At 61.4% G+C, this 18,820-nt stretch carries 19 protein-coding genes; 15 read left to right on the forward strand and 4 right to left on the reverse strand.

Annotation, left to right across the window (positions count from 1 at the left end; all coding sequences use genetic code 11):
• Nucleotides 1–589, forward strand: a 589-nt coding sequence (locus ABEA12_RS04985) for an HNH endonuclease (protein ID WP_425571736.1), incomplete at its 5' end; no start/stop codon positions are given.
• A gap of 93 nt (nucleotides 590–682) precedes the next feature.
• On the opposite strand, the gene ABEA12_RS04990 is transcribed toward ABEA12_RS04985, so the two are convergent.
• Nucleotides 683–2,227: an FAD-dependent monooxygenase gene (locus tag ABEA12_RS04990; protein ID WP_345467097.1), complete on the reverse strand. Its 1,545-nt coding sequence runs from the start codon at nucleotides 2,225–2,227 to the stop codon at nucleotides 683–685.
• A 572-nt stretch (nucleotides 2,228–2,799) separates the two neighbouring features.
• On the opposite strand from ABEA12_RS04990, the gene rlmN reads away from it, so the two are divergent.
• The 6 genes from rlmN to ABEA12_RS05020 all read left to right on the forward strand — a co-directional run bounded on the left by rlmN (nucleotide 2,800) and on the right by ABEA12_RS05020 (nucleotide 7,942).
• Entirely contained in the window at nucleotides 2,800–4,017 is a 1,218-nt protein-coding gene (gene rlmN, locus ABEA12_RS04995) for a dual-specificity RNA methyltransferase RlmN (protein WP_345467100.1), read from the forward strand.
• 47 nt (nucleotides 4,018–4,064) lie between these two features.
• Nucleotides 4,065–4,532, forward strand: coding sequence for a carboxymuconolactone decarboxylase family protein (locus tag ABEA12_RS05000; protein ID WP_210099522.1), 468 nt, complete (start codon nucleotides 4,065–4,067; stop codon nucleotides 4,530–4,532).
• A gap of 7 nt (nucleotides 4,533–4,539) precedes the next feature.
• Complete coding sequence (locus ABEA12_RS05005; protein ID WP_210099523.1) at nucleotides 4,540–5,394, forward strand: oxygenase MpaB family protein; 855 nt, start codon at nucleotides 4,540–4,542, stop codon at nucleotides 5,392–5,394.
• A gap of 299 nt (nucleotides 5,395–5,693) precedes the next feature.
• On the forward strand, nucleotides 5,694–6,059 hold the full coding sequence (trxA, locus tag ABEA12_RS05010; RefSeq protein ID WP_210099524.1) for a thioredoxin: 366 nt from the start codon (nucleotides 5,694–5,696) through the stop codon (nucleotides 6,057–6,059).
• Between the two features lie 128 nt (nucleotides 6,060–6,187).
• The gene (locus ABEA12_RS05015; RefSeq protein WP_345466763.1) at nucleotides 6,188–7,393 is read left to right on the forward strand and encodes a pyridoxal phosphate-dependent aminotransferase; all 1,206 of its coding nucleotides are present in this window, start codon (nucleotides 6,188–6,190) and stop codon (nucleotides 7,391–7,393) included.
• A 141-nt stretch (nucleotides 7,394–7,534) separates the two neighbouring features.
• Nucleotides 7,535–7,942, forward strand: a complete 408-nt coding sequence (locus ABEA12_RS05020) for a DUF2695 domain-containing protein (RefSeq protein WP_210099525.1) — start codon at nucleotides 7,535–7,537, stop codon at nucleotides 7,940–7,942.
• Nucleotides 7,943–8,158: 216 nt separating this feature from the next.
• Here ABEA12_RS05020 and ABEA12_RS05025 read toward each other — a convergent pair whose 3' ends face one another.
• The 3 genes from ABEA12_RS05025 to ABEA12_RS05035 form a co-directional block, all read right to left on the reverse strand.
• Nucleotides 8,159–8,593: an acyl-CoA thioesterase gene (locus ABEA12_RS05025; protein ID WP_210099526.1), complete on the reverse strand. Its 435-nt coding sequence runs from the start codon at nucleotides 8,591–8,593 to the stop codon at nucleotides 8,159–8,161.
• Nucleotides 8,594–9,148: 555 nt separating this feature from the next.
• Complete coding sequence (locus ABEA12_RS05030; RefSeq protein ID WP_210099527.1) at nucleotides 9,149–10,039, reverse strand: hypothetical protein; 891 nt, start codon at nucleotides 10,037–10,039, stop codon at nucleotides 9,149–9,151.
• Between the two features lie 285 nt (nucleotides 10,040–10,324).
• Nucleotides 10,325–11,245 carry an NADP-dependent oxidoreductase gene (locus ABEA12_RS05035; protein ID WP_210099528.1) on the reverse strand — a complete coding sequence of 307 codons (921 nt, stop codon included), beginning with the start codon at nucleotides 11,243–11,245 and terminating at the stop codon, nucleotides 10,325–10,327.
• Between the two features lie 195 nt (nucleotides 11,246–11,440).
• Between ABEA12_RS05035 and ABEA12_RS05040 the strand changes: the two genes are divergently transcribed.
• From ABEA12_RS05040 to ABEA12_RS05075, 8 genes are all read left to right on the forward strand, one after another.
• Entirely contained in the window at nucleotides 11,441–11,947 is a 507-nt protein-coding gene (locus ABEA12_RS05040; protein WP_210099529.1) for a MarR family winged helix-turn-helix transcriptional regulator, read from the forward strand.
• Nucleotides 11,944–13,596 (forward strand): MDR family MFS transporter, encoded by a 1,653-nt coding sequence (locus ABEA12_RS05045; protein ID WP_210099530.1) that lies wholly within the window; start codon nucleotides 11,944–11,946, stop codon nucleotides 13,594–13,596. Before ABEA12_RS05040 ends, ABEA12_RS05045 begins: the two co-directional genes overlap by 4 nt.
• Nucleotides 13,597–13,780: 184 nt before the next feature.
• Nucleotides 13,781–14,878: a pyridoxal-phosphate-dependent aminotransferase family protein gene (locus ABEA12_RS05050; RefSeq protein WP_210099531.1), complete on the forward strand. Its 1,098-nt coding sequence runs from the start codon at nucleotides 13,781–13,783 to the stop codon at nucleotides 14,876–14,878.
• A 322-nt stretch (nucleotides 14,879–15,200) separates the two neighbouring features.
• Complete coding sequence (locus ABEA12_RS05055) at nucleotides 15,201–15,425, forward strand: hypothetical protein (protein WP_210099532.1); 225 nt, start codon at nucleotides 15,201–15,203, stop codon at nucleotides 15,423–15,425.
• A gap of 195 nt (nucleotides 15,426–15,620) precedes the next feature.
• Nucleotides 15,621–16,178: an APC family permease gene (locus ABEA12_RS05060; RefSeq protein WP_210099533.1), complete on the forward strand. Its 558-nt coding sequence runs from the start codon at nucleotides 15,621–15,623 to the stop codon at nucleotides 16,176–16,178.
• A gap of 12 nt (nucleotides 16,179–16,190) precedes the next feature.
• Complete coding sequence (locus ABEA12_RS05065; RefSeq protein ID WP_210099534.1) at nucleotides 16,191–16,568, forward strand: hypothetical protein; 378 nt, start codon at nucleotides 16,191–16,193, stop codon at nucleotides 16,566–16,568.
• A gap of 124 nt (nucleotides 16,569–16,692) precedes the next feature.
• Nucleotides 16,693–17,847 (forward strand): LolA family protein, encoded by a 1,155-nt coding sequence (locus tag ABEA12_RS05070; RefSeq protein ID WP_210099535.1) that lies wholly within the window; start codon nucleotides 16,693–16,695, stop codon nucleotides 17,845–17,847.
• A gap of 9 nt (nucleotides 17,848–17,856) precedes the next feature.
• Nucleotides 17,857–18,819 carry an ABC transporter ATP-binding protein gene (locus tag ABEA12_RS05075; RefSeq protein ID WP_210099536.1) on the forward strand — a complete coding sequence of 321 codons (963 nt, stop codon included), beginning with the start codon at nucleotides 17,857–17,859 and terminating at the stop codon, nucleotides 18,817–18,819.
• The last annotated feature ends 1 nt before the right edge of the window (nucleotide 18,820 follow it).

The following is an 18,820-nucleotide window of genomic DNA, read 5'->3' on the forward strand; positions in this document are numbered from 1 at the left end:
ATCGATCACCGGCATCAAGGCCGGCGGCAGCATCCCGGTGGCCCTGTGTCTGGTGATGGCGCAGAAGACCTTCACCGCCGGTGGCGGTGAGCCGGTGTTGGTTCCCGGCTACGGGCACCTCAGTGCTACCAAGGCCCGGGAGATCTTTGTCGGGAACCCCGAGGATCCGCTTGATACCTGGGTGCGGCGCCTCTACACGGATCCGTTGAGCGGGGAGCTGGTCGCCATGGAATCCAAGGGACGTAAGTTTGCGGGGAACCTGAAACGCTTCATCACCATCCGGGACCAGTATTGCCGAACACCGTATTGCAACGGGCGTATCGAGCATCTGGATCACGTTGTCCAGGTCCGCAAGGGCGGTAAGACCACGGCAGTGAATGCTTCGGGGCGATGTGCTTCGTGCAATGCGACCAAGGAAGCCCCCGATTGGGAGGAACACCCCGTTCCAGGGGTCCGGCATAGCATCGGCATCACCACTCCCAGTCAGCATGGTTACACGTCGACCGCTCCACCGTTACCGGGGATGGTCAGACAGAAGGATTCCCGGCAGGTGGAAGTACCGCCGGGGAGCCTGCCCGAATACGCCTAGGCGCCCGCCATCAGATGGGGCTTGAGCTGTCACTGCCGCTCCGCTGAATACGGACCGGTAATCACGGCGCCACCAATTGTAGGAAAGCAGCTGCTAGCTTGCAGCCTGCTCGAAGTGGGCCACAAACATGTCCGGACGCACCAGCACCACCGACCCGTTGGGCAACCGGCGTTTGGGGGCCGCGGCAAACTTGTGAAGCGATACCCCGTATTCATTGGCCAGGGCTTCCCCGCGCTCGGTGCCCGCAGGGCCGTAGGTGTGCACCTGCCACTTGGCGTCATTGAGCACCTCGAAGTTATCAGGGTACTCACCGGTGCGGATCGGTACCCACGGTAGGCGGCGGCCCAACACCTTGCCGCGGCGCCGCGTCCGTGCGAACCCGGTGGCCAAGGTTGCACGGTCCCGGGAGCGGTCATCCATCCAGTAGTGGATCCGGATCTGTGAGAGATACCCGAAGAAGCGGCGTCCGGCGGGGATCCTGCCGACCAGCCGGAGGGCCGGCGGCCAGAAGATTGGCAACGCACGGGTGCGCACCGTGCGCGCCAAGAGCGAGTTGGAGGTTGCCGCGCTGAAAAGCTTGTCTGTGGTGGAGACCAAACGCAATGCCACCGGCCTGCGCTCGAGCTCGTAGCGTTGCAGGTATGTCTCGGGCATGCGCCCGGAAAAGACATCGGCCATCTTGCACACCAGGTTGTGCGCGTCCTGCAGCCCGGTGTTCATGCCCTGCGCGCCAACGGGGGAATGGATGTGTGCGGCGTCCCCGGCAAAGAAGACCTTGTCCTGGCTGAAATGCTCGGCGACCCGGTGGTGCACCCGGTAGGTGGCAAACCAAGATGTCGAGCTGTACCTGACCCCGAATTCGTTGCGGAGACTGGCCCTGGCCCGACCCTCGTCCACCGCCGGTGCCGATTTCTCGGTCCCCTTGGGTTCATGCAGGATGCCCAGCAGCCGGCGGCGTTCACCACCGGATTCATCGTTGCCCATGGGAAATCCGAGCATGAAGTTCTCATCGGAAAAGCGCAGGTTGATACCCGAGCCCATGCCCGAGACCCCTTGGGCGTCAAGTACGTAGAAGACCTCGTCGTCGGTGGTTCCGTCAAAGGCGATGCCGAAGGACTCCCGGATCGGGGAGGAAGCGCCGTCCGCGGCAATGACGTAGCGCGCCGAAATATGCACGGGACCTTGCGGTGAGGTGCACTTGATGAGCAATCGGTCCCCGGTGTCCTCGAAGGAATCGTATCCGTGCTCCCACATGACCTCGTTGCCGCTCGCCTTAAGGTGTTCGGCGAGCAATTCCTCGTTGGCGCTTTGCTCGAGCATCGTCAGTCCGGCAAAGTGCGTCTGGGCGTAGCCAAGCCGGTTGAGCTTGATGCTTTTGAAGTTGCGGGGCCCGATACCGGGGCGCAGTTCTCCGGTGGGCACGGCGCGTGCCTTGACCTCGTCGTCGAGACCCAGTTGCCGGTAGATCTCCATGCTGCGAGCCTGCAAAGCCAGAGCACGGGATTCCTTGGTCGGTCCGGTTTTCAGGTCCACGACCTTTGAATCGATCCCGAACTTCTGTAGCCACGCCCCTGCCATGAGGCCCGTGGGCCCGGCACCGATGACCAATACGTCTGTGTGAAGTAGCGTGGCGTCCATGATCCTCACGCTACGCTCCCAAGCTGGGCAAAGCACTAGTGAGCCGCGTGTGGTGGGTCTTTCGAGAGCTTTGCGGCCTGGCTGTGTGGAACCGACCAACGTTGGACGTTTTGGTCATGCGGGCCAGTCGGTAGAAGGAAAATCGCCAGTGTGTGGGAATCCATGTTGGTAAGGGTTGTGGTCCGCGCTCTGCTTGGTAGGACTTCAGGCCCAGGTGGGTACGTTGCATCTGGCTGTCAGACGTCTGACAGTGACTGTTCGTGGCCCTGTCGGACGCTGTGGCTGTATATCCGAGAACTTTCTCGCATCGTACTGCGTTTGGTGAGATGGCTGAAAGTGGCCGTCAGGCAACTGATGGTCGCCGTCGATTCACCGTCCTGAACCGTCGACCACCGGTGGTGCCCAATCTCACCGCCCATGGACTGGACATGCATGGAAGAATGGAGGTGATGACTTCCCCCGAAATGACCCCAGTGACCGTGCCTGCCGCTACTGCGCCTGATGCAGACGAGGCGGCGTCCCGCCGCGCTGCCCAGGCAGCGGCCCAAGCCGCAGCCCAGGGCGCCCAACAGATGCGCATCTCCGAATCCCGGGCCAAGGCCGAAGGCCGCGCCCAAGTGCGACCCACCGCCGAAGGGTGGAAGCAGGCCATGGGCGATGACGGTCGCCCGCAGCTGCAGTTCACCGCCAAGGCGCGCGTCTCGCAGCCGCCGGTGCACCTCGCCGACCTGACCCTTGATGAGCGCGCCGCGAAGCTCAAGGAAATGGGCCTGCCCGGTTTCCGTGCCAAGCAGCTCTCGGTCCACTACTTCCAGCACTACACCACCGATCCCGAAGCGATGAGCGACCTTCCCAAGGATCGTCGCGCCGAGATCGCCGAGGTCATGTTCCCCAAGCTGCTCACCGAGGTCAAGAGACTGACCACGGACAACGGCGACACCGTGAAGTTCCTGTGGCGACTTTTCGACGGCTCGCTCGTTGAATCCGTGCTCATGCGTTACCCGGGCAGGGTGACCCTGTGCGTTTCCAGCCAGTGCGGTTGCGGCATGAACTGCCCGTTCTGCGCCACCGGCCAGGCCGGTCTGACCCGCAATATGTCTGCGGCGGAAATCCTTGACCAGATCGTCCAGGCGAACCGCGTGATCGCCGAGGGCGGCCTTGGTGGCAAGCGCCGCGACGGCGGCCACGACGCCGAACGCGTTAGCAATATCGTCTTCATGGGCATGGGTGAGCCGCTGGCGAACTACAAGCGCGTCATGAATGCCGTGCACCGAATGGTCGACGAGGCGCCCGAGGGCTTAGGCATGAGCGCCCGTGGCATCACCATCTCCACCGTCGGACTGGTTCCGGGCATCAAGAAGCTGACGGAGGAAGGCGTCCCGGTGACCTTCGCACTCTCGCTGCACGCCCCGGATGACGAGCTGCGCGACGAAATGATTCCGGTGAACTCGCGTTGGAAGGTCGACGAAGCACTGGACGCCGCCCACGCCTACTACGTGAAGACCGGTCGCCGCGTCTCGATCGAGTACGCGCTGATCAAGGACATGAACGACCACGGCTGGCGTGCGGACATGCTGGCCCGAAAGCTCAATGCACGTGGTCGCGGCTGGGTGCACGTGAACCCGATCCCGCTGAACCCGACCCCCGGCTCCGTCTGGACTTCCTCGGAGCCCGACGTCACCGCCGAGTTCATCGACCGACTGGAATCGGCCGGGGTGCCCACCACGCTGCGTGACACCCGCGGCAAGGAAATCGACGGCGCCTGCGGCCAATTGGCTGCAACCGAGTAACCATTGCGCTGCCTCGGTGCGGGCTCATCTTCGTGGGAGGTTTTCGAATGTCATTGCCGGATCCGTTTTACCTGGACGAATCGGACCCCGGAAGCTGGAAGATGCTGAACACGTTCTCACTGAAGGTCAAGGAGGCCGGGACCGCGGCCGGGCTGGAGCACAAGCTCATCGAGCTGATCAACGTTCGCATTTCCCATCTCAACGGGTGCGCCTGTTGCTTGGATATGCACTCGAAGATGGTGCTTGAAGCCGACGAGACCAGCCAGCGCCTCGCGGTGCTGGCCACTTGGCGGGAGACCGCGTTGTTCAGCGAGCTGGAAGCCGCAGCCCTTTCCGTGGAAGAGGCGACCACCACGCTGCCGGATTCCGAAACCCGGATCAGCGAGCTCGCTGCCTCGGGGCTGGTGCTCAAGGATGCACAGTTATCCGCGATCCAGTGGGACTCCATCGCCATCAGTGCATTCAACCGCGTCTCGATCCTGTCCCAGCACACGATGCGACCGAGCGCGAAGTAGGACAGTGATGGCTGCGGATTCGACCACGACCAAGGATCAGGACGCGCATCCCGGAAGCGTGCTCTCACGCTTCGCCCCGGAATCCGCCTACTTGCTCGGTGGCGGCCGCGCGATTCTTTTGCAGCTTGCGCTGCCGGGGGTCGGGCACGGGGTAGCTCGGCATTCGGACTTCGCCGCCAACCCCATGGGCCGGCTCAACGGCACGCTGACCTATATCTACGCACTGAGCAACGGCACCGAGGCGCACCGCGCCAAGGTCAGGGCCAGGGTCCACGCCGCCCACGCCCCGGTCAAGGCTCCGGCGGCCAAGGACGGCTCGCATCCGGCCTATTCGGCGCGGGACCCGAAGCTCCAGCTATGGGTCGCCGCCACGCTCTACGACTCGGCGATGCAGATCCAGCAAGCGCTCTTCCCCGGCCTGGATGATCATACGGCCGAATCACTGTACCGGGACTACGCGCTGCTGGGCACCGAACTTGGCATGCCCGCACACCTCTGGCCGGCGACAAGAGCCGACTTCGCAAAGTACTGGGCACGCACCCTGGAGGACTTGCGGGTTGACCCTGCGGTTCGCGAGGTGGCTCACGAACTGCTGGCGGCGAAGAACGCGCCGCTTTGGACGCGGTTCGCCATGCCGCTGGTCCGGCTCATGAGCATCGGGCTGCTACCCGAGCAGGTTCGCACCATGTATGGGTTCGCATTCGGTCCACGCGAGCAACGCAGGATGGATATGGTTCTGTCATATGCGCGGGTTGCGATGCGCATCCTGCCGCGCGCCCTTCGTCACTTTCCCATGCGCTATTACCTTCGCCGCCTCGATGGGTGGCCTTCGGTAGGTTGCATACATACGCAAACGGTTTAGCCAGACAACCTGCGATGGGCCCGGCATGCGGCCGGGTCCATCGCCTGAAGGCGTTGTTACTTGCAGGTGCACCGATCAGCAACAGCGACATCGCCGAGAGCCTCTTCAATGTGTTCGCCGCAACCTTCCCAGGTTGGCTTGCCGCAGGTGTCGCAGGTAATCTTCTGGCACATAAATGACTCCTTGGTAAATGTTGGAAACAACTACAGGGAATAATACCCCCACGGGTATAGTTGTGTCATCTGTGGACACGAAACCGGTCCACGCTAAACTTAGACCTCCGAAGGGATGAAGCATCCATGGCTTCCATTGAACTTAACGAAACGAACTTCGAATCCGTCCTTGCCCAGCCCGGTACCGTACTGGTGGACTTCTGGGCCGCGTGGTGCGGACCCTGCCGCAACTTCGCGCCGGTGTTTGAAGCGGCCAGCGAAAAGTACCCCCAGATCACTTTTGGCAAGATCGACACCGAGGCTCAGCAGCAGCTGGCTTCAGCAGCAAATATCACTTCGATCCCCACGCTTATGGCATTCCGCGACGGGATCCTGATTTTCTCCCAGCCCGGTGCGTTGCCGGCCGAAGCATTGGAAGACCTGATCGGCCAGGTCCAGGGCCTGGACATGAAGTCAAGCAAGAACGACATTGCAGCCGACGCCAAGGCGTAAAGTGCGCCCCGGCACCTCATTCGAGGGCCCGTCGGAGTTTGCTGCCGTTGGGCTCTCGGCCTTTCCTCCTACAGCATGTGACACCCTTAGGAGGGTGGAGCACTAAGGCGCCAATACCTGGAGGAAGCGTGCAGCGCAGTTTGAAGGTCGCGGATCGAGCCAAGGTTTCGCCGTTTGAGGTCATGAATATCCTGAATCGCGTCGCACAATTGCGGGCCGAGGGCCGGAATATCATTTCCTTGTGTGCCGGTGAACCGGGGGATGGTGCTCCCAGCGCGGTCTCGCAGCGTGCTGCGCGAATCCACACGGCAGGCACCGCGCTCACGTACACCCCTGCATTGGGAATCCGCGAGCTGCGCATTGCCATCGCTGAACACTACAAACGCTGGTACAACATTGAAGTTTCCCCCAAAAATGTCGCGGTGACCACCGGCAGCTCCGGCGCCTTCCTTCTGATGTTCCTTTCTGCCTTCAATGCGGGAGACAAGGTCGCACTCGCGCGCCCCGGATACCCCGCATATGCCAACATCCTGCGCACGCTGGGCATTGAAGTGGTGGAGCTCGCCGCGGGTCAAGAATCCCGGTACCAACCCACGGTGGAACTGTTGGAAGCAGCTTGGCAAAAACACGGGGCGCTCGACGGCCTGATGCTTGCCTCACCGGCAAACCCCACGGGCACCATGGTTTCCGGGGACGAACTGGCCCTGCTCACCAACTGGTGCAAGGATCGCGGAGTCCGACTGATCAGCGACGAGATCTACCACGGCATTGACTACCCTGAACCCGGAACCGCCACCCGCCGCTCGGTCAGCGCCTGGGAGCTGGACGCCGACACCATCGTGATTTCAAGTTTCTCAAAGTACTGGGGCATGACCGGTTGGCGGCTGGGTTGGGCGCTGGTACCTAATGACATGCTCCCAACCGTTGATGCATTGGCCGGCAACGTCGCCCTCTGCCCACCAGCGCCGGCGCAATACGCCGCGTTGGCGGCGTTCACCGAGGCTTCCTACGCAGAGGCAGAGGCCCGTGTGGCTGAATTCGCGCGGACCCGCGCCGCGGTGCTGGACTCGATCGACCGCCTGGGCTGGGGTGAAAGCGCACCTGCCGACGGCGCTTTCTATCTCTATGCGGACCTGGGAGAAAAGCTCGGGTCCCATGCAAACGCTGCGGCCTATTGCGCCGCATTACTCGAAATCGAGGGGGTGGCCATTGTTCCCGGCGACGACTTCGACAGAGTCAATGGGCACTCCCACGTGCGATTGAGCTTCGCCGCCGGATACCAAGCCGTCACCGAGGCCATCGAGCGGATCGTTCGGTTCCAGGACAAGTCCTGATTCCTGCAGGAGCTTAGCTTCCACGCACAGCCGTTTCGATACTTGGCTTCGAGTTGTTTATGAACACCGCGGGCACGTATTCGGGTTGCGGGCACTATGCAGGCACCATGCTGAAGACTCCGCTGAAGCAAGGAGTTTGCCATGGAACAGTACACGGTCACGGAGCTTGAGGACGCACTGAAGATGGTCAAGCGGCTGCTGCCGCCGCGTTACGAGTGTCTTGCCTGCTATCTCAACCGGATGCTGGAGCACGGGTGCAGCGGGTTGAAGTGGTGCACGACATACCGCGACATGCGCGCGCCTCGGGCTACCGCCATGGAACGCAGGTTCCCTGAACTCGGAGGCTATTGTGATTGCGAGGTCATGGCAAACATCTTTCGGACCAATGACGAACTGTGGCCACGTTTGGCAGACGGAAAACTGGATGATGAATACGTCCCGCCGTGCCACAAAGTTCGTCTGGGAACCATCAAGCCTTGCGAACTATGGAGTATGCGCACGGGTGTCCAGTGGGGCGGAGGAGTCTTCCGCGCGATCAAGAGGGCTTAGTGAACCGCACCTTCAGAGGCGATGTGCTGCCAATGGGCGGGCCAGGGTAGAGGGAATGATCTGCAGAACCAGGTGCCCTAGTTGTCTCGGTTTCAGGCGCTGGCGTTGTGGCAGCACGTTCATGATTGAGCCGCACCTCTAGGCGCAATCGATGAATGCAGCGCCGCGGCGTAGATGCACAGGGGGAAACCGTTGCAGGCCAGTGACGGCGCGAAGTCAGCACTCGAGGTCTTTGATCTTGAGATGCTCCCCGGGAAGACGATCCCGGTCGTAGGTGATCTCGGAGTATCCGTGGGCCGTAGGCGTCCCGTCCAAGCCGATATTCACGAACACGATCTTCTCGATGGTCAGGATGGACTGACGCGTAAACATGTTCCGTACTTCCGCGCGCATGGTCAAGGATGTGCGGCCGAAGGCAGTGGCGGTCAGGCCCATCTCGATCAGGTCGCCCTGTTGTGCGGAGGAAACGAAGTTGATCTCGGACATGTACTTGGTGACGGCGAAGCCATTGCCCAGCTGGACGATGGCGTAGATTGCAGCCTCCTCGTCGATCCATCGCAGCAGGCTACCGCCAAAGAGCGTGCCGTTGGCATTGAGGTCTTCGGGACGTACCCATTTTCGCGTGTGGAAGGTGATATCGCCGGCTGTCATGGCACAAGTCTACGGTGCTGGTTTTGCAGATCCTGTGTTCGAGAGTTCGTTGATCGAGCCGGAGAAGACACGTTGGAGTGGACCAAGCTCAAGCACGGCAGGCCGAAAGCCTCGTTTCGAGGCGGATTTAACCGTTGAAAATAATGGAACCCACTTGGGTGGACCCAGTGAGGTGAGCCCACCCGAGTGTAGACGGGAGCTTTGTTTCTTGTTTGGATGAGAGCAATGGTTGCACGAGAGTGTGGCAATCCGAGTTTTCGATGTACGGGTCGACCTTGGGGGGAAGCCGATCCGGTAACGGAAATGCGGCCTTGACCGGTACATGGAAATGGCCGATTGCCAGTTGCTCAAATGCAACCAAAGCATTGGTGTTCTTACCATCGTTTGGCTGGCACGTTATAAACCAGTAGAGCCTCTTTGGCTTCCATCCGGTAGGGCAGGGTCTTGAATAACAGTCAAGACCAATCAGTGTTGGAGCGGGAGTGTCGCGCTACGGGGGGTAGCCGGCGGCCCGTTCCTTAGCTTTTAACTATGCTCAGCGGGGTGATTCGAATGTTATTTATGGCGTAGCTGACCGACAGCTTGTTCCACGGCTTGTTCAAGAGTCAGTTTGTCGCCGGGGTCGACGAGCGAGAAAAAGAACGAAAGGGCCGCTGTTCCCAGCAAAGAAGTCTGCCGTTCATGATCGAGCAAAGGTTCATTGACACCGGACAGCAGGCGTAGTACGAGCCCTTCAGAAGTTGCCTGCAGCAGAATGTTGATGTCTTCCGCTGTTATCCCTGGCCTGAATTTAAATCCATAGTGATCAAAGACCTTTTCGTACATGCTCGTCCACAACTCCGAGAGACTGTCGTACATTCGAACCAAGGATTGGGCTGACGACAAGTCTGCCTGTGCTGTGGCCACGGCTAGCAATTGAAATTTGAAAGCAGGGAGTTCAAAGACCAATAGAAGATCTTCGTAGGCGGCCTTGTGGACAGCTGCAGTGAATGCTTCAGTGGTGGTTAGCAAGCTCTCCGCCTGGCGACAGATCGCATCGTGAAGGGTCCAGTATTTGTCGGAGAGCGCGTACGAGACAAAGTCAGCAAGAAAATCGCTATGCGTATTCCAGCGATGTCGGAGCATGTTTTCACTAAGCGGAAAACCCCTGCCGTAGTTTTCCTTGGCCTTTTTCAAGACTTTTCGGCGGGAAAGAAAAGGCATGACCAGGCGCGCATCTTCTTCGTCATCCAATAACGAGCGAGCCGACGCTTCAGGGGTCAAGAAGTCGGTCGTGAGGTCCAAAGCCGCATCCAAAAAGGCGCGCGTCTCACGCCCGTTGGCGAGTCTTTTTCGCGTGGCTGCGCTCCGGCCGGTCACGTTCGTTACGATCTGTGCATCGTAGAGATCGAGTTGGTGATCGCGACGGAATTCGACAGGCCTAACCGCTCTTTCCTCCCTATCCACGCCCAATTCTCTACTCCGTCCTAAAGTACCTGTCCCACGTCGCCGATTCTTTCAACTTATCCCACCGTTGAGTCAGGCGCGAGGGGTCGCAAGCAAATCTTGTCAGAGTTATACCGGAATGATTGCGAAGTCATTTGTCCGGTGACTGATGTAGCGCTCTGTCCTAGGTGCAGGGCTACGGAGAGGCGTTTGCGGGTCGCTAGGCAAGCCACGCGCGCTTCATGGAGCTGCAGGGGTGCTGCGAATAGGGGCTAGCTACGGGTAGAGATGGCCAAGGTTATGCCCCTATTCGAGGCGCAAGACGATCTTGCCCCGCGCGCGCCGGGTCTGCACCTTTGCCAAGGCGTCGCGGGCCTCATCGAAGGGGTAGACCCGCTCGACCTCCAAGCGTATTTCTGAGCTGGTCACGGCCATCATGAGTTTCGCAATGTCGTCTTGGACGTCCATCTGGTAGGGGATCCCCTGCATGAGGATGCCGCGCTCGGAGCTCACTGAGTCCCCGGAAACGGAAACCAGCGAGCCGCCGTCTTTCACCACGGGCAGGCTTTGGGCCGAGGTGCCCGGTTGTATTGCCAATGCCGCGTCGACGCCGCCGGGCATCCACTCAAGTACTTTCTGTTGCCAGTCAGAGTCGTGGTAGTCAACAGTCTTTTCGGCGCCGAGCTCCCGCATGTATTCATGGTTGGCGCTCGAGGCGGAGGCCGCGACGCGCCACCCTCGCTGGCGGGCGAGCTGGATCGCGAATGTGCCGATTGCCCCTGATCCGCCGGCAATAAAGAGTGAACCGCCGGCACGGACAGTGGTCAAGACCCCGAACGCCTTCAGTGCCGTGTTGCCTGCCACCGGCACCGCTGCTGCCGAGATGTAGTCCATGGTGGCGGGTATCGGGATAATCAGCGATGTTGCCTTGACCGCGACGAACTCGGCCCAGGTGCCTCCCTTGGGCTGCATCGAACTCACGAATGCAATGCGTTCCCCGGGCTGGTACCCGGTGACGGAACTGCCAATGGCCTCAATGTCGCCCGCGGCTTCGATCCCGATCGGAAATGGGTAGGTTGGCTCGCTGGGCAGGAAATACGAGTCATGGATTCCGACGCCTACCGCCCGGACATGCACCAATAGTTCATCGGCAGCGAGCTGTGGCACGGGAACCTCGGCGGACTCGATGGCTTGGGTTCCGGATTGTGGAATGACGAAGGCTTTCATCGAAGGGATCCTTTTCCTGTTCCGTGGTGGTTCGGCAGGCACTTGCATAAGCCTCGCGACCGGCTGCTTGGGAGCGTGGGGTACGCGACCAGGACACCAGTATGGCATTCGTCCGCAGGTTCGGCGCTCTTCGCCGGCATTGATTACCTTGGATAAGTAAGTTAGCGTAGTTTGTTGTTCGTAAAGGAGATGAATGTGATTGATTACGACGATGCCGGCAAGATACTCTCGGAAATGGTGCAAATCAGTCGTACGTTCCGAATCGCAGGACAACGCAGTGGCGAACAAAGCTTCAGCGGAACAAGGTTCGGCTTCCTGCAGCATCTTCGTACGTGCGACTCCCGTCTGGGCGAATTGGCCCACCGGCTCCTCATCTCGGCACCCGTGGCGTCGCGCGCCGTTGACTCCTTGGAAGCCGAGGGGATGGTCGAGCGTCGTCCGGACCCGTTGGACGCAAGGGCCTCGCTCATATCCATCACCGACCAGGGGCGCATGAGACTTGCGGAAAGCGAGAGCAGCGCCGTGCAGAGGTTCGCTGAGTCTTTGGATGGTTGGTCCCAAGAGGAGTCGCGGAACGCGATCAGTCTCTTGAAAACCCTGAACGTCCATCTCCGTGCGCTGACCCTGCCAGAAGAATCGACCGAGGTAGTGCCGGCCCCAGCAGCTGCACAAGAAGTCAACGAAAGCGAGACCCCCGGATGACTGCAGCCAAGCCCATGGCCCCAAGCGCCACCGAACACAAGGTATACACGCACCAGGAAATCCTGCAGATCATGACTGCCCTGCTAGCGGCGTTGTTCACCGCGATGATTTCAACAACGATCGTCTCCACCGCACTGCCGACCATCATGGCCGACTTGGATGGGACACAACGGCAGTACACCTGGGTCATCACGGCCAGCCTCCTGGCGATGACGGTTGTCACGCCGGTCTGGGGAAAGCTCTCCGACTTGTTCAACAAGAAGACCCTGGCACAGATCGCGATCCTGCTCTTCGTCGCCGGCTCCATTGCCGCGGGCCTTGCCACGGACATCACCACGATGATGAGCGCGCGCGCCGTCCAGGGGGTTGCCATGGGTGGCCTGATGGCGCTGGTGCAGTCCATCATGGGCACCATCATCGCACCCAAGGAACGTGGCCGTTACGCCGGCTACATGGGCGGCGTGATGGCGGTGGCCACGGTTTCCGGGCCGCTGTTGGGCGGGGTGATCACCGATACGCTGAACTGGCGCTGGTGCTTCTACGTCCCGGTGCCGCTGGCGGTGGTCGCCTTGATCCTGATCCAGATGAAGCTCCATCTGCCGGTCAAGGCCCACCGGACCATCAAGATCGACTACGTGGGCAGCGTCCTGATTGCCATCACCGCAGCATTGCCGATGCTGTGGGTGACCTTTGCTGGAAACGACTACGATTGGATTTCTTGGCAGTCCGCGCTCTTCCTCGTGGCCTTCGTGGTTTTGGCGGCACTTACGGTGATCGTGGAGTTGCGGGTCCCGGAACCGATCATCCCGATCCGGGTGCTGCGCAACAAGACAGCGGCATGGATGATCGTGGCCAGTCTCGGCGCCGGGGTCGGCATGTTCGGCTCGGGTGTTTTCCTGACCCAGTACTTCCAGCTGGGTACCGGGGTCACCCCGACACAGGCCGGATTGATGACGATCCCGATGATCCTTGGACAGCTTCTTTCCTCCACGGTCGGCGGGCAGATAGTCAGCAAGATGGGCCAGTGGAAGCCGGTGATGCTCGTGGGCAGCGTACTGATGGTCATCGGGCTTGCCGGACTGGGAACCATCGACCACAACACCTCCTACCTGTTCGTGGCCATCTTCATGGCGTTGATGGGACTGGGCGTCGGCACTCTGGTGCAGAATGTGGTGCTGGCGGTCCAGAACACCGTCGATGTCACCGAGGTCGGTGCGGCCTCGGCCGCCATCGCCTTCTTCCGTTCCTTGGCCGGTGCCATCGGAGTCTCAATCCTCGGCGCGGTATTGACCACCCGGGTTGGCAGCAACATCGCCGCCGGGTTGGGCGAACTCGGCATCACGAAGAACGCGACCGCGGGGGGATCGGGCGATACCCAGCTGGATATCAGCGGACTGCCCGCGCCGGTGCGGGAGGTCTTCCACCATTCCTACGCCGATGCCTTCGGGCCGATCTTCATGATCGCCGCGGTCATTGCGGTCATCTCGCTGATTGCGATCCTGGCTGTTCGCGGCACGCCGTTGCGAACCACCGTGGGCATGGCCCCTCCGAAGCGGGAGGAGACTGCCGAAGCATCCTGCGCCGAGCAGGAAGACCAGGCCGCAGAGGCTGCCCTCGCGGCACCGGAGCAGCCTGCTGAAAAAGGATGATGCAGCACCGACGCCCAGAACAATTGGCCTCTGGGCGTCGGGTGCAGTCCAGGGCGAGGAAAGCCGTCTCGGCATATCCTCCTAGCCTGCTTAAACGATCACTGCACGTGCACGGATCACGACGGGCTCTGGCATAGGCTGGGCCTAAACCATCTATGGATCGCAGTGAGAAAAGAGAGATCAAATGACCCAGATCGTTCCAGTCCGCCACCTCTTCGGTCCCGGCCCGTGCAACCCCTACCCCGAAGCGACCTCGGCGCTTGGCCTGCCGCTGTTGGGTCACCTCGACCCGGCATTCATTGCCCGGATGGACCGCGCCTGCGACGGCCTGCGCACCCTATGGGGAACCGAAAACACGCGCACCTTGCCGCTCAGTGGCACGGGCTCGGCGGGAATGGAAGCCGCGTTCGTGAACACCATGAAGCCCGGGGACGTGGCGGTTATCGCCGTCAACGGCCTTTTCGGTGAGCGGATGTGTGAGGTGGCCTCCCGCGTTGGCGCGGAGGTGGTCCGCGTCGACCATGAGTACGGCACCCCCATCGATGCCCAGCGCGTCGCCGATGCCCACCCTAACCCCACGGTCATTGCCGGTGTGCACGCCGAAACCAGCACCGGGGTCATCTCCGACTTCGCCGCACTCGGTGCCATTAAGGGCGACGCGCTGTTGATCATGGATGCGGTGACCTCGATCGGCGGCATGCCGGTAAAGGTCGATGAATGGGGTGTCGATGTCGCCTACGCCGGAACGCAGAAGTGCATTGGCGTGGCACCTGGATTGGCTCCCTTCACGATTTCCGACGGTGCCTTCGCCCGACGAGTTCAAAAGCCGCAGTCCTGGTACTTGGACCTTGGCCTGCTTGGCGGGTATGCCACCGGAACCTCCGGTGGCGGGCGCACCTACCACCACACAGCACCGGTTGCCATGGTCGCCTCGCTCGAGGCAGGCATCGATCGCATCCTGGCCGAAGGTCTCCAAGACGTGACGGCAAGGCACCAAGCCGCGGGAAAGGCGTTGCAGGACGGTTTGGAGGAGATGGGGCTGAAGCTCTTCGCCGCTGAAGGCCACCGCTTGCCGCAGCTGACCACCGTGTATGTTCCCGAGGGCGTGGATTCGGCCAAGGTCCGTTCCTACCTACTGGAGCGCTTCAACATCGAGATCGGTGGAGGCGTCGGCAAATTCGCCAGCACTGTTTGGCGTATTGGGCTCATGGGCCCGAATGCCAACCCCGCCTCGGTCGCGTTGATCCTCTCCGCGCTGAAGGAAGCAATCGCGAAGGCCTGACTCTTCGCGCACCATTGTCAACACCCGACTCGAACGGCTCGTCCCTCACTGGGGGCGTTCGCCGTGGATGCCTTATCGGCTGCGTCCCAGCAGAGAGCACAAACAACGGGACCCGGTCCGAGCCGGTGGTTCACTGCGAAACGTGACGGCCGAATGGCGGAGGATGGCCTCGGGTGTCTCATGAAGCTGCCGGCAGCTGCCCGGAATGCGCCATCTGCCGTCTTTGAAGGCGATGTGCGGACACCCTCAGGCCCAACGCCCTGCGCAAAACCTAACGTGGTTCGAATTCCCCACCATGAACTTCCGTTTGGAGTAGCCCCGCATGTCGCAGCAACAGACCCTCGTTTCCCCGTCTCCGGGACCTGATACTAAAGCACCACGTGCCCGATTGCGCGGGAACCTCTGCGTTGGCTCCATCGTCTTCAACGTTGTTGCCGTGCCATCGCCCTTGGGAGTGATCGGTGGTGCGGTCCCCTTGGGTATCGCGGTTGGAAACGGCGCCGGCTTTCCCTTCTCCTTCGTTCTCTCCACCGTGGTGCTTCTGTAATTCTCCGTGGGCTTTACCCAAATGACCCGATTCGTGCCAACTGCCGGGGCTTTCTACGCCTATGGCAGGAGGGGGTTCGGCTTGGGCGCGGCTTTTGCGGCCTGGCCGGGGTACCTGGGGTTGGAAGCCGGGGTATTCGCGCATTTCGGACCCGAGCTGCCGTGGTGGATGTGAGCGGCCGCCGGTTTCATCGTTGTGGCCTGGCTGGGCTATAGGATCATCGCGCTATCCGGGAAGCTGCTGGCGGTGCTGCTGATCGCAGAAGTAGCGATCATGCTGGTGCTCGACGCGGCGGTCCTCGTGTCCGGTGGCGGTCCCGAGGGCTTCGCAACAGGGATCCTCACGCCCTCCGAAATTCTCTCCGGCGCACCGGGCATGGGGATACTGTTCGCGATTCTGAGCTTCGTCGGCTTCGAGGCAACGGCCGTGTTCCGCGATGAGGCCAAGGATCCGGACCGCACCATCCCGCGGGCAACCTATATTTCGCTGATTACCATCGGCGTCTTCTACACGGTCTCCAGCTGGGTGCTGATCAGCGCCAACGACAACCCCGGAACCATCCTGCAACCCACCACCCAGACCTATCTCGGGGCCGCCGGTGGGCACGTCGTCCAGCTAGTATTCGTGACCAGCCTGTTCGCCTGCATCCTGTCATTCCACAACATCGCTTCGCGCTACCTCTTCCAGTTGGGCGCCCGAGGTGTGCTGCCGACGCATCTGGGTAGCGCGCATCCGGTTCTGGGAGCTCCGTAGAAGGCCTCTTTGGTGGCCTCGGTGACCTCGGCGGTCTTGGTTGCCGGCGCAGTTCTTCTCCGGTTGGATCCGATTGGCCAGTTCTATACCTGGCTCGGAGGGATTTCCTCCGTTGGCATCGTCCTGCTGCTGGCGCTGACCTCCATTGCCGTCTTGGTCTTCTTTGGCACCAAGGAGCCGGGAGGTTCGCGATGGCAGCGACGGATCGCCCCGGCACTGGGCCTGCTGGGGTTGCTGGCCTTCCTGGGAATCATCTTGCTGAACCTGCCCGAACTTGTGGGAGAGAGCGCGTATGGACCGTTCTCCGTGGGCGTGTTGGTTCTGCTGGGCTCGGCGCTGCTCGCCGGTCCGGTGGTGGCGGCCCGCAGGCGTGGCATCGCCCTCGATTAGCAACCACGTCCACGTGCTGGACCTATGCCTCGATCGGCGCGAAGTTCATGGAGCCATCGCCATCTCCCGGCCATCGGCGTACCGTAGGGGGTACTAAAGCGAGGTAAACGAGGAATCGATGGTCATGAAAGCTGCTGTACTCAGGAAGTGGATACCGGCTGTGCTGGCGCCGGCGGTGGTGGTGGCCGTGGTGGCAGGAGTCTCGATCTCCGCCACCGCGCAAGTGAAACTGGAACCCAAGACACCGCAGCAGCTTGTGGAGATGATTGCCGAATCCTCGGTGACGGACTTCTCCGGGGAAGCACGCGCCACGCTCGACCTGGGGATCCCGCAGATCCCCTCGCTGGGCGATTCCGGACTGATGCCGCCGCCGGGCGCCGAGCCTTTGAGCGACCCGTCAGCCGCGCCGGCAACCGGTACGCAAACCGACACGGAGCTGTTGAAAGTGCTCTCCTCGCTCTCCGGAACCCACGAGGCGCGGATCTATGCCGATGGGCCGGAGAAGTCCCGCATCCAGGTGATGGACGGCATGGGGGAAGAGAACTTCATCCGCAACGGCTCCACGCTCTGGAAGTACGACTCCGAAGAAAACACTGCCGTCCACTCCACGCTGCCCGAGCACTCCGGGGAGAAACCTGCCCGGAACGCCGCCGTGCCCACGAGCCCGGGGGAGATGGCTGATAAGTTCCTTCAGACCATGGGGCAAGACACCGAAATCACCGTGCAGGATTCAACCCGCGTGGCCGGCCGTGATGCCTACACCCTGGAACTGGTCCCTCGAAGTGGCGATTCATTGATCGCCAAGGTGAGCATCGGGGTGGACGCTGCGACGGGAGCACCCTTGGAAGTGGTAGTGGACGCGGTGGGACAGCAGGAACCTGCGATCACCACGGGATTCACCTCATTCACTCCGGAAGCTCCAGACGCCGAGGTCTTTGAATTCACCCCTCCCGAGGGGGCAAGCGTCAGTGAATACGATTTTCCGCAACAATCCCTGGGGCTACACAACGGATCCAAGGAGACCACCGAACACACGAAGAATGCCATGATGCCCGAGGAAAACATCGTAGGCTCGGGGTGGGAATCCATCGTGGTGCTGCCTGCTAAGGACGTACCCGAGGACCTTTCCGGTGACGGTCTGCTGGGACAGTTGGCCACACCCGTTGAGGGAGGAAAGCTTCTGCATACCTCCCTGCTCAACGTCCTGATCACGCCCGACGGGCGCATGATTCTCGGCTCGGTTTCCGCAGCTCGGCTGCAGGCCGCGGCCAACGAGTAGGTGGAGCACATGCCTCAGATCGGGGCCGCTGCGATCCACACCACCGGCCTGAGCAAGAGCTTTGGGAAACGGAACGCCGTGACGGACCTGGACCTGACGGTGCCTCGCGGAGCTGTGTTTGGCTTTCTGGGACCCAACGGCTCGGGCAAGACCACCACCATCCGAATGCTTCTCGGTCTAATCACACCCGATGAAGGAAGTATCTCGCTGCTGGGTCAATCCATGCCCGCCGCAGCGGCCACGGTTTTGCCAAGTGTTGGTGCACTGATCGAGGGACCGGCTTTCTATCCCTTCCTTTCCGGACGTGCCAACCTCATGCGTTTTGATGCGGCCGATCGCACTTCCGAGGTTGAATCCCGATCCCGCCGCGTGGATGGCGCATTGGACAAGGTAGGGCTGGGAAGAGCCGCTAAACTTGCCGTCCACGCCTATTCGCTGGGTATGAAGCAACGCCTGGGGATAGCACATGCGCTGGTGCGCGAACGCGAGCTGCTGGTCCTTGATGAACCAACCAACGGGCTGGACCCGCAGGGAACCCGGGAGGTGCGGCATTTGATCCGGGCCTTGGCCGATGACGGGAGCACGGTGTTTGTCTCCAGCCACCTCTTGTCCGAGATCGAGCACATGTGCAGCCACGTCGCGGTAATGAGCGCGGGAAACCTGGTGGCCCAAGGGACCTTGGAAGAGCTCCGGTCCCAAGGTCGATCGAAGGTCAGCGTACGGACCCCTGATGCAGAGGTGGCCATCGCGGCGCTGGCCAGGTTGGGCGTTGAGGCGCAGGTTGGCCCGCTACCCGAGGGCGAAGACTGGATAGTCACGGCCACCCTGGAAACCGGAGCCCCGGAAGCTGAACTGCTGGTGGAAGAACTTGTAGCAGTCGGGGCACGGGTAAGGGGCTTCGCCCTTGACGAATCGAGCCTTGAGGAGCGTTTCGTGGCGCTGACCGGGGAGGGGTTCGACCTTGTCCAGTAGT

It is taken from the genome of Paeniglutamicibacter antarcticus (assembly GCF_039544305.1).
Classification (GTDB): Bacteria; Actinomycetota; Actinomycetes; order Actinomycetales; family Micrococcaceae; genus Paeniglutamicibacter; species Paeniglutamicibacter antarcticus_C.